Source organism: Mesorhizobium sp. M00.F.Ca.ET.216.01.1.1 (assembly GCF_004010325.2).
Classification (GTDB): domain Bacteria; phylum Pseudomonadota; class Alphaproteobacteria; order Rhizobiales; family Rhizobiaceae; genus Mesorhizobium.
The window spans coordinates 189,833-203,163 of the sequence record NZ_SADR02000009.1 but is presented as its reverse complement, the minus strand read 5'-3'; the positions used below and the strand labels follow the sequence as shown (position 1 = coordinate 203,163).

General features: G+C 63.8%; 12 protein-coding genes. 7 read left to right on the top strand and 5 right to left on the bottom strand.

Features of this window, described 5'->3' with window-relative positions; all coding sequences use genetic code 11:
* Positions 1 to 225 precede the first annotated feature (225 nt).
* Positions 226 to 1,551 carry a xylose isomerase gene (gene xylA, locus EN859_RS14475; RefSeq protein ID WP_127853426.1) on the bottom strand — a complete coding sequence of 442 codons (1,326 nt, stop codon included), beginning with the start codon at positions 1,549 to 1,551 and terminating at the stop codon, positions 226 to 228.
* 109 nt (positions 1,552 to 1,660) lie between these two features.
* Between xylA and EN859_RS14470 the strand changes: the two genes are divergently transcribed.
* Positions 1,661 to 2,023, top strand: coding sequence for a nuclear transport factor 2 family protein (locus EN859_RS14470; RefSeq protein ID WP_127853427.1), 363 nt, complete (start codon positions 1,661 to 1,663; stop codon positions 2,021 to 2,023).
* Between the two features lie 194 nt (positions 2,024 to 2,217).
* On the opposite strand, the gene xylB is transcribed toward EN859_RS14470, so the two are convergent.
* From xylB to EN859_RS14450, 3 genes are all read right to left on the bottom strand, one after another.
* Positions 2,218 to 3,672: a xylulokinase gene (xylB, locus tag EN859_RS14460; protein WP_127853428.1), complete on the bottom strand. Its 1,455-nt coding sequence runs from the start codon at positions 3,670 to 3,672 to the stop codon at positions 2,218 to 2,220.
* 194 nt (positions 3,673 to 3,866) lie between these two features.
* The gene (locus EN859_RS14455; RefSeq protein WP_127853429.1) at positions 3,867 to 5,192 is read right to left on the bottom strand and encodes a tetratricopeptide repeat protein; all 1,326 of its coding nucleotides are present in this window, start codon (positions 5,190 to 5,192) and stop codon (positions 3,867 to 3,869) included.
* A 131-nt stretch (positions 5,193 to 5,323) separates the two neighbouring features.
* Positions 5,324 to 5,947 carry a LysE family translocator gene (locus EN859_RS14450; protein WP_127853430.1) on the bottom strand — a complete coding sequence of 208 codons (624 nt, stop codon included), beginning with the start codon at positions 5,945 to 5,947 and terminating at the stop codon, positions 5,324 to 5,326.
* 231 nt (positions 5,948 to 6,178) lie between these two features.
* Between EN859_RS14450 and EN859_RS14445 the strand changes: the two genes are divergently transcribed.
* The 6 genes from EN859_RS14445 (at position 6,179) to EN859_RS14420 (ending at position 12,191) form a co-directional block, all read left to right on the top strand.
* Positions 6,179 to 6,940: a L,D-transpeptidase gene (locus EN859_RS14445; protein ID WP_127853431.1), complete on the top strand. Its 762-nt coding sequence runs from the start codon at positions 6,179 to 6,181 to the stop codon at positions 6,938 to 6,940.
* Positions 6,941 to 7,037: 97 nt separating this feature from the next.
* A complete protein-coding gene (locus EN859_RS14440) occupies positions 7,038 to 8,204 on the top strand; it encodes a diphosphate--fructose-6-phosphate 1-phosphotransferase (RefSeq protein ID WP_127853432.1) in 1,167 nt (388 codons plus the stop codon).
* A gap of 15 nt (positions 8,205 to 8,219) precedes the next feature.
* Positions 8,220 to 8,942, top strand: a complete 723-nt coding sequence (locus EN859_RS14435; RefSeq protein ID WP_127853433.1) for an MBL fold metallo-hydrolase — start codon at positions 8,220 to 8,222, stop codon at positions 8,940 to 8,942.
* A gap of 250 nt (positions 8,943 to 9,192) precedes the next feature.
* Positions 9,193 to 10,731 (top strand): DegQ family serine endoprotease, encoded by a 1,539-nt coding sequence (locus EN859_RS14430; protein ID WP_127853434.1) that lies wholly within the window; start codon positions 9,193 to 9,195, stop codon positions 10,729 to 10,731.
* A 105-nt stretch (positions 10,732 to 10,836) separates the two neighbouring features.
* Positions 10,837 to 11,448 (top strand): sulfite oxidase-like oxidoreductase, encoded by a 612-nt coding sequence (locus EN859_RS14425; RefSeq protein ID WP_127853435.1) that lies wholly within the window; start codon positions 10,837 to 10,839, stop codon positions 11,446 to 11,448.
* Positions 11,445 to 12,191 carry an FAD-binding oxidoreductase gene (locus EN859_RS14420; protein WP_127853436.1) on the top strand — a complete coding sequence of 249 codons (747 nt, stop codon included), beginning with the start codon at positions 11,445 to 11,447 and terminating at the stop codon, positions 12,189 to 12,191. The genes EN859_RS14425 and EN859_RS14420 overlap by 4 nt, the downstream gene beginning before the upstream one ends.
* A gap of 24 nt (positions 12,192 to 12,215) precedes the next feature.
* Here EN859_RS14420 and EN859_RS14415 read toward each other — a convergent pair whose 3' ends face one another.
* On the bottom strand, positions 12,216 to 13,316 hold the full coding sequence (locus tag EN859_RS14415; RefSeq protein WP_127853437.1) for a hybrid-cluster NAD(P)-dependent oxidoreductase: 1,101 nt from the start codon (positions 13,314 to 13,316) through the stop codon (positions 12,216 to 12,218).
* Between the last annotated feature and the right edge of the window lie 15 nt (positions 13,317 to 13,331).

The window sequence follows — 13,331 nt, the reverse complement described above, 5'->3', positions numbered from 1 at the left end:
GGCAAGAGCGAGGCGATTGATGGGCAGTGCGAGGCAAAACCTTGTCTTCGGTTTCGGCTTGACGGCAAAGCTGTTTCACAGCGCATGGCTCAGAAACCAGAATCGGTTGCAGAAAGGATCATCAGCAAAATCAAAGTGCTACAGCGCCCTCTGCGCACCCAAAAAGGACTCGCGACGCTGTAGCCAGCTTTCGAAAATTACGGTCGTGAGCCGGCTTTTCCGCCGTCACACGTACCGGTTAACGATGTTTTCGAGCAGTTCCTGGCGGCCGGATCTGGGCTGCGGCTCGATCTTCTTCTTGACCACCCGGTCGGCGATCTCTTCGAGCGTCCGCTTGCCTGCGAGCATCGCCTTGGCCTCAGTGGAATTCCAGCCGGCATAGCGCTCGGCAAGCGGCGCCGACAGCGCCCTGTCCTCGACCATCCTGGCGGCGGCCTTGAGGCCGCGTGCGCAGCAGTCCATGCCGCCGATATGGGCGATCAGCAGGTCCTGCGGGTCGAGCGACTGACGCCTGAGCTTGGCGTCGAAATTGGTGCCGCCGGTCTTGAAGCCGCCCGCCTGCAGCACGTGGTAATAGGCCAGCGCCATCTCCGGCACATTGTTGGGGAACTGGTCGGTGTCCCAGCCCGACTGGTAGTCGTTGCGGTTCATGTCGATCGAGCCGAAGATGCCGAGCGCATTGGCCAGCGCCAGCTCGTGCTCAAAGGAGTGGCCGGCAAGGATGGCGTGCCCTTGCTCGATATTGAGCTTGACCTCCTTCTCCAGGCCGAAGCGCTTGAGGAAGCCGTAGACGGTGGCGACATCGTAGTCGTACTGGTGCTTGGTCGGTTCCTGCGGCTTCGGTTCGATCAGGATGGTGCCCTTGAAGCCGATCCTGTGCTTGTAGTCGACGACCAGGTTGAGGAAGCGCCCGGCCTGCTCCTGCTCGCGGGCAAGGTCGGTGTTGAGTAGCGTCTCGTAGCCCTCGCGGCCGCCCCATAGCACATAGTTTTCGCCCTTCAGCCTTTTGGTGACGTCGATGCAGTGTTTCACCGTCGCCGCCGCATAGGCAAACACATCCGGATCGGGATTGGTGGCCGCACCCGACATGAAGCGACGGTTGGAGAACAGGTTGGCCGTCCCCCACAGCAGCTTGACGCCGGTCTGCTTCATCTTGGCCGCAAAATAATCGGCGATCTCGTCGAGCCGGGCGGCACTTTCGGAAAAGTCTTTTCCCTCCGGCCGCACATCGGCATCGTGAAAGCAGAAATAGGGCACGCCGAGCAGCGAAAACATCTCGAAGGCGACATCGGCCTTGAGCTTGGCCAATTCCATCGTGTCGATACCGCCGGCCTTGGCGAACCATGGCCGATCGAAGGTCTGGCCGCCGAACGGATCGCCGCCCGGCCAGGCGAAGGAATGCCAGTAGGCGACGGCAAAGCGCAGATGGTCTTCCAGCCGTTTTCCGGCCACCACCTCGTCCGGATTGTAGAACCGGTAGGCCAGAGGATTGGTCGAATCCGGTCCCTCGTATTTGATCTCTTGGATGTCGCCGAAAAAGCCGCTGCTCATGTTCTTCCTTTCGAATGGTTCTGTCCTGATTACCTCAGGCGTAATTGGTTTCGCCCTTCGGTTGATCGAAAAGGCTCGTGTCAAAGCCCCCAAACAAAGGAGACGGACCGTGACCGACCTCAACACGATCGCCGAAAACTACATCACCGCCTGGAACGAGAGCGACGCCGCCCGCCGGCAAGCCTTGCTCAAGGCGACCTTCACAGAAGACATCAGCTACCGCGATCCGATCATGCAGGGCGACGGCCATGACGGCATAGCTGTGCTGATCGACGGCGTGCAGCAGCGCTTTGCCGGCTTCCGGTTTTCGCTGAAGGGCAAGCCGGATGGTTTCGCCGACAAGATCCGCTTCTCGTGGAATCTCGGGCCGGAAGGCACCGAGCCCGTCATCGAAGGCACCGACATCGGCGTCATCGAGAATGGCCGCCTGAAAAGCGTCACCGGCTTCCTCGACAAGGTTCCGGCGCAGTGAGGTTATCTTGCTGAGGCGAGGAGATATCGCCCCCCTCTGACCTGCCGGCCATCTCCCCCTCAAAGGGGGAGATTGGCTGGCTTTTCTGCTTTCGCCAGTCACCAGCGCTGCAAGGCTGGCATCAGCGCTGGTGCCGCCGATCTCCCCCCTTGAGGGGGAGATGGCCGGCAGGCCAGAGGGGGGCACTCGCCTGCTCACGCCGTGGCGCCCTTGATCGCCGGATAAAGCGCCCGGTAGCGGTGATAGGCATCCGCATAGGCGCCGCTGAGTGCGGCGACCGGTTCGACGGTCACGTCGGTGGCTGGTGCCGCGCAGATGGCGCGCGCATTGGCGCCGGTCGCGGCGATCAGGCCGAGCCGCGCCGCACCGAAGGCGGCGCCGAAATCGCCGTCGGCCGGAATATCTATGGGCAGGCCGAGTGCGGTGGCGATGGCCTTCAGCCAGTAGCGCGAGCGCGAGCCGCCGCCGATCGCCGTCACCCGCGTCAATGTCGTGCCGGCCTTGGCCAGGGCTTCCAGACTGTCGCGGAAGGCGAAAGCGACGCCTTCCACAACCGCCTGGGTCAGCGTCGCGCGGCTGGTTTCATGCGCTAGCCCGGTAAACGAGCCGCGAATGGCCGAGTCGTTGTGTGGCGTACGCTCGCCCGAGAGATAGGGCAGGAAGGACACGCCGGTCGGCGCCTTCAGCGCATCGCCGAGTTCGGCGGTCAGTTCGCCGGCGCCTTTCCCAGTGATTTCCGACAGCCAGTTGAGCGAATCGGTCGCCGACAGGATGACGCCCATCTGGTGCCAGGTGCCGGGTAGGGCATGGCAGAAGGTATGCACCGCGCTTTCGGGGTTGGGCAGATAGGAAGCATTGGCGGCAAAGAGCACGCCCGACGTGCCGAGCGAGACGAAGGCCTGGCCTGCTGCCACAGTACCCATGCCGCAGGCCGAGGCCGCATTGTCGCCGGCGCCGCCTGCGATCGGGATGTCGGCCTGCATGCCCCATTTCGAGGCCAATTCGGCACGCAACGCGCCGGCCTTCGCCGTGCCTTCGACCAGCGCCGGCATCTGGCTTTCATCGAGCGAGGTCGCGGCAAGCAGCTCGGCAGACCAACCTCGCTTGCCGACATCGAGCCAGGACGTGCCGGCTGCGTCGGACATTTCCGAAATGTGTTCGCCGGAAAGCCAGAGCCGCAGGAAATCCTTCGGCAGCAGCACCTTTGCCACCTTGGCGAAAACATCAGGCTCGTTGTTCTTCACCCAGGCGAGCTTCGGCGCGGTGAAACCGGGAAAGACGATGTTGCCGGTGAGCTTGCGAAAGCGCGGATCGGCGTCGAGCGCAGCCGCCTCGGCATGGCTGCGCGTGTCGTTCCACAGGATGCAAGGGCGCAGCACCTGGTCGCCGGCGTCGACCAAGGTGGCGCCATGCATTTGGCCGGACAGGCCGATGCCTTTCACCGCTCCAAGCTGCGTTGGATGCGAGGCTTTCAGCTCGGCGATCGCCGCTTCGCAGGCGCGGATCCAGTCGGTGGGGTTCTGTTCCGACCAGCCGGGATGCGGCCGCGACACGTCGAGCAACGCATGGCCGGAGCCGACGACAGTCTGCCCGGCATCGATCAGCAGCGCCTTGACGCCCGATGTGCCCAGATCGAGGCCGAGATACATATCTTCCTCCCCACGTCCGCCACGCCATGCTGCGACGGTCTTTCCTTGCTTCCCCGGCCTGTTCTGCCACAGGCGGCGAAGATATTCCGGCCATATCGTGCCGCCGGAACCGCATCCCGGTCAACACGCGGCAATTTTTTCGACGCTCGAAAAAATCTGGCCGGGCCAGTTTCTAAGGCAAGATTTGCCGCCGGTCAATTCTCGGTCAGATTGGCTGCGCGGCGCGAAAACAGCGCCGACAACGGACTGTCCGGCCGCGCCAGCGCACGCTCCGCGGCAAGCGCCTTCGCCAGCGCCCGATCGCCGGAACGCAGCGCCGCTTCGATCAACGTCAGGTCGATGACGTCGCGCTGGGCGTGGCTGCCGCCGAAACGGTGCGCGATGGTGCGAATCGGCCGGATCAGGCGCACCGTCTCGGCATAATTACCACTACCGAAGGCCTTGATGGCGAGCGAAAGCGGATGCCCAACATCCCTGGTGAAAGCAGCGTTGTCGTCATTGCCGCGCATGGCCTCGCGCTGCGCCTCGATCAACGTGAGGGCGGGCGCTTCGAGGCCGGCGCCGACGAAAGCCATCATCGCGTGGACATCGTTGAAGGCATAGTTGCCGGCACCGGCCTTGGGAGCCCAGTTGGCGGCGAGCGCCGCCCAGCGGTCGCCGACATCGATGCCGCCAAGATTGAGCCGCCACAGGATCGCCGAGGCATCGACCATGTTGAGCGCCAGCGTCGAGCGCTCGCCATAGATCGGTCCGTCATAGAGCGCCAGCACCTCCTCAGCCTCGCCGAGATCGTAGTGGAACAGCGCCAGATGCCACCAATTGTGCACCTTCAGGAAGCTTTCCTTGGTCCAGGCTTCGGGATTGGCGCGCATCCACAAAATACCGTCCTTCTGCCGGCTCTGCATTTCCATGACATGGGCGACGGCGTGCTGTGCCCAACCGTCGCGCGGCTCGATCTCGACTGCCGTGCGGCCAAGCTTTTCGGCGCGCGCATAGTCGCCCATTTCCTCCAGCCCAAATGCCTGCATGCCGAGAATGGCATGATAGCCAGGCATGCCGCTTTGCCAGGACGGCAACGCGCGGCCGATGCGGTCGCGCAGCATGCGCGCGTTGCCGGTGAAGAAATCGATCTGGTGCCCGGTCTGCAGTGCCAGGGCGTCGAGCGGGAAGTCGATGGCGATATCCTTGAGGATGCGGGCGGCTTCATGCCAGTGCCCCGCAGCGAGGTGGCCAAGGGCAGCAACATGGGCCTGCTCGCGCGTCGTCGCGGCAAGCGGCAGCGCCGCCTCATGGCATGTCCTGGCCACCGCCGTCGCCTCGCGCTCGGTGGCGAGGCCGAAGAGATAGCCCTTCAGCACGTGCGCCATGACGAAGCCGGGATCCTGCGCGATGGCGCGGTCGACGGAGCCGACCGGATCGCCGATGAAGCACTGCAGCTCGCGGACAGCCTGGCCGTAGAGCGAGAACCCTGCTTCCGTCGCCCCCGAAAATGTCAGACCGAATGCATCCCTGACTGCCATGCCCAGTCCTTCGATGACCGCGGAATTCCTGATAGAGTTGCGATCCTAGAGCATCTGCACCGGGTGCACCAACTCGCCTCGAAGGCAATCTCGGCTTCAGTGTCAAATGGTGAGGCCGGCCGGCCTTGCCATCAATTGCCCGAGCGCATCGCCACCGTCGCGATGCCGGCGCCGACCAGCAGCGTACCGCCGGTGCGGTTGAAGATGCGGATCGCCTTCGGGTTGCGCACGATGTTGCGCGCCCGCGCGGCGATCAGCGCGTAGCCGAACGCATTGGCGAAGGCGAGCGCCAGGAAGGTCGCCTCGAAGATCAGCATCTGTGTCCAGAAATCGGCGTGCCGGTCGAGGAACTGCGGCAGGAAGGCGACGAAGAAGGTGATGCTTTTCGGGTTGAGCGCGGTGACCAGCCAGGCATGCGCCATCATCCTGGCCGAGGATACCGCATCGGTGCGCGGCTCGGCCCTGAGCGCGCCGCCGGCGCGAAATAGCTTTATGCCGAGATAGATCAGATACCCGGCGCCGATCACCTTCAGCAGCGTGAACACGGTGGCCGAAGCCGCCAGCAGCGCGCCAATGCCCAGCATCGACAGCGTCATTGCGGTGAAGTCGCCAAGCGCCACGCCGACCGCTATCGGCAGTGCGGTACGCCAGCCCTGGCCAAGCGCATAGGACACGACCAGAAGGATGGTCGGTCCCGGAATGACAAGAAGGATCGACGAGGCGGCGGCAAAGGCGGCCCAGTTTTCGAAGGACATGGTCTTCTCCTTGAGCGTAAAAAAAGGATAAATCCTTGGCTTGGCGAAGATGTAAAGAGGCAGCGTCGAAAATGTGCGGCGCGCCGCGCCGGCCCCTCTGCGCAGCGCACGGCAACAGCGGATTCGGTTAAGGCCAGGCTCCGGCCTTCACGCTTTTTCAACCATGAATGATGAAAATGCCTGCTATCCGGCCGGACCGTGTTTCCCGCCGCTAGCGTGGGGTTTGGGTAGATGCGTGAGTTGCCGCAAAGTCTGACGCCGCCGCATAATGGCGACGCAATCGAAACCGAAATTCAGCTTTCCCGCCGCGCGGTGCTGTCCGGCGCCAGCGCGCTGGCGCTGCTCGGCGTCGCCGGCTGCAGCCAGACGCTCGATCTGCCGGCGCTCCAACTCGATGGTGTTACCACCGGCTCGGTTCCTATCCGCCCCAGCATCAGCGTCGACAGGAATATCACCAGCCCCGACGTGATGTACGCCTCGCTTACCGATGGCGGCTTCACCGTGCCGGAAGTGCCCTACCATAAGATCAAGCCGAAGTTCCGCCGCCAGATCGTCGTCGATGAGACCGGCGAACAGCCCGGCACCATCGTCGTCCACCTGCAGGAACGGCTACTCTATCTGGTGCAGCCCGGCGGCGATGCAATCCGCTACGGCGTCGGCATCGGCAAGGACGGTTTCCGCTGGTCCGGCCGCGCCAACATCCAGTACGGCAAGGAATGGCCGGTCTGGACCCCGCCCCCCGAAATGATCGCCCGCAAGCCCGAACTGGTGAAATGGCAAGGCGGCCAGCCCGGCGGCATCACAAATCCGCTCGGCGCAAGAGCGCTCTACATCTATCAGGACGGCAAGGACACCGGCTATCGTATCCACGGTTCGCCGGAATGGTGGAGCATCGGCCAGGCCATGTCGTCGGGCTGCGTGCGCCTTATCAACCACGACATCATCGACCTCTACAGCCGCGTTTCGAAGAAAAATCCGGTCGTCGTCGTCTGATCCTCCGGCTGCTTGCGCTGCCGCTCGACTCTCCCGTTGCGTGATCCCACAAGACAGGCGAATGTTGCCTGCAGATTCACCGCCCGGGAGAAAAGAAATGTCAGGAACTTTTGTGATCGCGCAGGGCGGCGGCCCGACCGCCGTCATCAACCAGACGATGGTTGGCGCTGCGCTCGAGATCCGCAAGCGGCATCCCGGCGCGAAGGTTTTGGGCTCCATTCACGGCGTGCGCGGCATCCGCGACGGCAATTATGCCGATCTCTCGGCCATTCCCGAGGACCAACTGCGGCTGATTGCCAGCACGCCAAGTGCTGCCCTCGGATCGACCCGCGACAAGCCTGACGCAGCTTACTGCGAGGTCATCCTCAATGGCCTGAAGAAGGCCGGCGCCGACGCCTTCATCTATATCGGCGGCAACGACACTTCGGGCACGCAGCAGATCCTGACCGACGCCGCCGGCGGCAAGATGGCTTTCGTCCATGCGCCGAAAACGATCGACAACGATCTCGAGGAAAATGACCACACGCCGGGCTTCATTTCCGCGGCCGAGTTCGTCGCCGGCGCCTTTCTCTCCGTCGACCTCGATTTCCGCGCTCTGCCGGGCATCTATGTCGGCATCGTCATGGGCCGCCACGCCGGTTTCCTCACCGCAGCGGCTGCCGCGTGGCAGCTTGACCCGGACAGTGGCCCGCATCTCGTCTATGTGCCCGAGCGCCCATTCTCGGCCAGCCGCTTCATCGACGATGTGCGCGCCACGCTCGACCGTCACAAGCGCTGCATCGTCGCCGTGTCCGAAGGCGTCAGCACCGCCGACGGCAAGGCGCTGGTCGAAAGCCTGGTGCCGCCGGAAAAACTGGAGCGCGACGCGCATGGCAACGTCAAGCTGTCGGGCAGCGACCTGCCGGCTGCGCTTGAGCGCGCGCTGGCCGAAGGCCTGCCGGGCAAGCGGGCGCGTGTCGATGCGCTCGGCTACATGCCGCGCGGCTATGTCGGCGCCATCAACGCCGTGGACGCGCAGGAGGCCTACGATGCCGGCGTCTTTGCGGTCGAGGTTGCCGAACAGGGCGGCGGCTCGGTGGCGCTGCAACATGACGGCAAGAAAACCGTGCTGAAGAAGGTGCCGCTGAAGAACGTCGCCGGCAAGACGCGTCACATGCCGGATGATTTCATGCTGCCGGATGTCAATCAGCTGTCCGATGCGGGAATGGCCTATCTGAAGCGGCTGGTTCCGGAAAAATACAAGGTCGGGAAGCCTTTCGTCTGATGCCGGCTTTTGCTGATGGATGATGACTGGTTCAGCAAGAGCAGCATCGACATCCATACGACGATGCTGACCGAGCCTTTCGTGCATGATTTCGTACGCGCCAACATCTGGCATCTGCGCGGCCGCGATGTCGACCTGCTTGTCGACACCGGCATGGGCATTTGCCCGCTGGCGCCGGAGATCGACACGCCGGCGGGCAAGCCGCTGCTCGTCGTCGCCACGCACATCCATCTCGACCATGTCGGCTCGCTGCACGAATTCCCGCAGCGGGCTGGCCCGAGACACAGCGCCGCGCATTTCGACAGCATGGATGAAGCAGTCACCTACGCCTACATGTTCCACAATCTCGACGCCGCCGTCTCCAGGCTGCCGGCGCCGGGCTGGAAAGCGGCCGACTATAGAATTCCGCCGGCGCCGCTGACGCGGACGCTGGACGAAGGCGATGTGGTCGATCTTGGCAACCGGCAATTCCGCGTGCTGCATCTGCCGGGCCATTCTCCTGATTCCATCGCGCTGTTTGACGAGGCTGATGGCCTGTTCTTCGCCGGTGATGCCATCTACGACGCCATGCTCATCGACGACCTGCCTGATTCCGACCGAGCCGCCTATCGCCGCACGATGCAGCGGCTGCTCGACCTGCCGATCCGCATCGGCCATGGCGGCCATGGAGCGAGCTTCGACGGCATGCGGATGCGCGAGATCGCCACCGCCTATCTCAGGCGAACCGGCGGGATCTGACGCCGCTGACCAGCACCTTGGACGTCATTTGGCCGCGTATTGACCCAGCCGTCCCCGAAATTAAATCTTGGTAACATCGCCCGGAAACCCTAATTCAGGCCGGTGCGTGCCCTAGATGCAGAACTGTCGATCCGGTTGGCTGCCATGCCAGGCGAGACAGGCAATCCCAACCATCGACACGCCGAATGGCGGTCCCCGGAAACCGGAACATGCCACGGCGCCCGATCAATTTCTCGCCCGGAGCACGACCATGTCACCCCAAGATATCCTTCGCAGGCATCGCGTTGTCGCTTTGCTGGGTGCCGCGTTGATCGTCAGCCCCTTCGTTCAGCCTCTCGCCATCAAGGCGAACGACGCTCTTGCCGCTGCCACCGTGACCCCTCCCGTCACCAGCACGCCGGTTCCCAACGGCTCGTTCGCCCCAATCGTGGCCGCCGACAAACCGGCGGTGGTAACGATCACCACCGTCGTGAAATCGCAGTCGGACACGATGGGCGATGCCTCTCCCTTCAGCGACAACTCGCCGTTCGACGATTATTTCCGCCGATTCTTCGGCGACCAGGGGGTGCCTGTTCCCAAGACGCCCCCGGAGCACGCACCTCGCGCTGAAGCCATCGGTTCGGGCTTCATCGTCGCTGCGGACGGCACCATCGTCACCAACAATCACGTCGTCGACGGCGCCACGTCGATCAAGGTAACGCTCGACGACGGCACCGAACTTCCCGCCAGGCTGGTCAGCAACGACACCAAGAACGACCTCGCGGTGCTCAAGATCAAAGCCGACAAGCCATTGCCGACCGTAAAATGGGGCGATTCCGACAAGCTCCTGCCCGGCGACCAGGTGCTCGCCTTCGGCAACCCGTTCGGCATCGGCACCACTGTCACCGCTGGCATCGTCTCGGCGCGTGGCCGCGACCTGCACAGCGGACCGTTTGACGACTTCATTCAGATCGACGCGCCGATCAACCGCGGCAATTCCGGCGGTCCGCTGATGGATGTAAGCGGCAAGGTGGTCGGCATCAACACGGCGATCTTTTCCCCGAACGGCGGCAGCGTCGGTGTCGGCTTCGCCATTCCCGCGAACCAGGCTCAAAAGGTGGTCGCCAAGCTGATGAAGGGCGGCTCCATCCAGTACGGCTATCTCGGTGTCCAAATCCAGCCGGTTACGCCGGATGTTGCGGGCGCCATCGGGCTCGATCACCCCAGCGGTGCACTGGTTTCGCAGGTCAATGACGGATCGCCGGCCGCGAAAGCGGGGATCGAGGCTGGCGACGTCATCACCAGCTTCGCCGGCCGCGACATTAAGGATCCGAAGGATCTGTCGCGTGCCGTCGCCGACGTCTCGCCCGGCACCAGAGAACCGCTGAATGTCTGGCGCAACGGCAGGAATGTCGAAATTTCGGTCGAGGTCGGGAGCAATGCAGAGGATCAAAAGACCGGATCGATAACGGGCGACTCAAGCAACCCGTCGGCGGAGCAAGGCGTTCGTGAACCCACGATCGGCCTTGGCCTGATGGACATCACTCCTGACGTTCGCCAGGCAATGAATCTGCCGGCCAACCGGCAGGGTGCACTGGTCGAGAGCGTCAATCCGGACAAGGCGGCATCGGCCTCCGGCATCCAGCCGGGCGACATCATCGTCGCTGTCGATCGGGCTCCGGTGCGAAGCGCCAAGCAAGCAAACCAGGCGATCGCGCAGGCCGCGAAATCCGGCAAGAAGTCGGTGCTCCTGCTGGTGGGACGTGGCGACTCGCAAATCTTCGTTGCCGTGCCCTTCGCCAGCGGCTGAGGCTGCGCATTGCCGCGAGGCCGCGGCCAAGATTTCGGTTGCCCGCGGCGGCATCTTCGAGAACATTGGGCAGGTCGATCAGACCTGCCCCAATGGATTGTCTCGATGGTCACTCGCGGCTTCTTTTCCGGACGAAAGCCTCCCACGGACACTGATGCGCGGATCCCGCCCGGGCAGTATCTCGACCAGGGATTTCCAGTTCTGTCGGCCGGGCCGACGCCGCGCGTGCGCACCGAAGACTGGTCGTTCACGCTCAAGCACGGACCGCGGCCGGTCAAGAAATGGGCCTGGGCCGAGTTCAACACGCTGCCTTTGACCAGGATGACGCGTGACATCCATTGCGTCACCGCATGGACCAAATTCGACACTGCCTGGCAAGGCGTGCTGGTCGACGATATTCTTGCCGATGCCGGCATCGAGCCGCCGACCGCCTTCACGCTTGCGCATTCGTTCGACGGCTACACCACCAATGTGCCGACCACGGATCTTACCGCCGGCAAGGCCATGGTGGCGCTGCTCTATGAAGGCAAGCCGATAACGCCCGACCATGGCGGGCCGGCGCGGCTGCTCGTTCCGCATCTCTATTTCTGGAAGTCGGCCAAATGGGTGAACGGGCTGCAGTTCACCGAACGCGACGAGCCGGGCTTCTGGGAATTGCGCGGCTACCACATCTATGGCGACCCGTGGCGCGAGCAGCGCTATACGGGCGATCCATGAGGGACGGGCCGGCGGCGCAATCACCCTGGCAGACGGCCAGGATCACCCGCATCGAAAAGCGCACGCCGCGCGTCACCAGTTTCTTTTTCCAGACGTCGCGGCCCTTCGCCTATCGGGCCGGGCAGCATGTCGATGTCAGGCTGACGGCGCCGGACGGTTACCAGGCACGCCGCTCCTATTCCATCGCTTCCGCACCGGAAACCGGCGGGACAATCGAGTTGGCGATCGAAAAGCTCGAGGATGGCGAGGTCTCGCCCTTCTTTCACGAGGTTGCTGCGGTCGGCGACGAGGTCGAACTGCGCGGGCCGCTCGGCGGCCACTTCGTCTGGTCCGACAGTGACGGCGGACCGCTGCTGCTGGTCGGCGGCGGCTCGGGCGTGGTGCCGCTGATGGCGATGGTGCGCCACCGCGCGCTACGCAAATCGGCGGTGCCGGTCGCGCTGGTATTTTCCGCGCGGGTCTGGGACGAGGTGATCTTTCGCAACGAGCTGCTCGGCCTCGACGACCGTCGAGATGGCTTCGATCTGGTGCTGACGCTGACGCGCGAGGCCGCCCGGCGTCCGGCGGACTATTCGCGGCGGATCGACGCCGCCATGATCGTGCAATCCATGGCGCGGCTGCCAGAACCGCCGAAGCTCGCCTTTGTCTGCGGCTCGAATACCTTCGTGTCGGCTGCTGCCCAGGCCCTGATCGATGCCGACGTTCCGCCAGGTCTGATCCGTACCGAGCGCTACGGCGTCTGAGCGCTGGACGGCGTCGTCGCCGTCTCAGGCCTCGATTTCGAGCGCCGACAATGGCTTTGAGCAGCAGGCGAGGATGAAGCCGTCGTCGATCTCGTGATCGAGGATGCCGCCATTGTGGCTCATCTCGACGTTGCCCGAGACCTTCTTTACCTTACAGGTTCCGCATAGGCCGAACTCGCAGGCCGCCGGGATCCTGACGCCCGAGGCGCGCGCCGTCTGCAGCACGGTCTGGCCGGCAACGCATTCGGCATCGACATCTGAAAGCGAAAAGCGGACCGGCGTAGCGGTGTCGGCAGGCATTTCGATCCTGCCATCTGCCAGCGATGCGAACGGCGCCGGAATTTCCTCCACCGCCGGCGCGGCAAAGCTTTCCTGGTGGTAGTTGGCCATGTCGAAGCCTGAGGCTTCGAGCATCTGCCGCACCGCGCGCATGAATGGGTCGGGACCGCAGCAGAAGATTTCACGCTCGCGGAAGTCGGGCGCCAGCAGCGGCAGCCGGATTGCATCGATCCGGCCCATATGGCCGAACCAGCCCTCGCGGCTTGAGCGCTCCTCGATCATGAAGCCAAGCGACAGGCCCGGCATGCGGCTGCCGAGCAGTTCGAGTTCCTTGCGGAAGATGATCTCCTCGGGTCGCCGCGCGCAATTGACGAAGCCGACATCGGTCCACGGCGCGCAGTCGTTCAGCCAGCGCAGCATCGACATCATCGGCGTCACGCCGGAACCGGCCGAAATGAACAGGTATTTGGCCGCCGGATGGCTGTGCAGCGAAAAGTCACCCGCCGGCCCATAGGCCTTCACATGAACGCCGGGCTTCAAATTGTCGAACATCCAGCGCGTGCCGACGCTGCCGGCCTGCGCCTTGACAGTCACCGCGATCGAGAACGGCCGCGACGGCGAGGACGACAGCGTATAAGTCCGCATCAGCGGGCCGTCGGCGGTCGGCAGCTCCAGCGTCACGAACTGCCCCGGCTTGTAACGGAACCAAGTCTGGTTGTCGGAGCGGAAGGTGAAGGTCGTCACCTCCGGCGCCTCATCGCTGACGCTGATCACCTCCAGCACTTGCAGCCTGTCGTTCCAGGGTGCCATCTCATCAAGGTGGCGGTAGAGGCCAAGGTCCGTCATCGCATTCATTCCTAT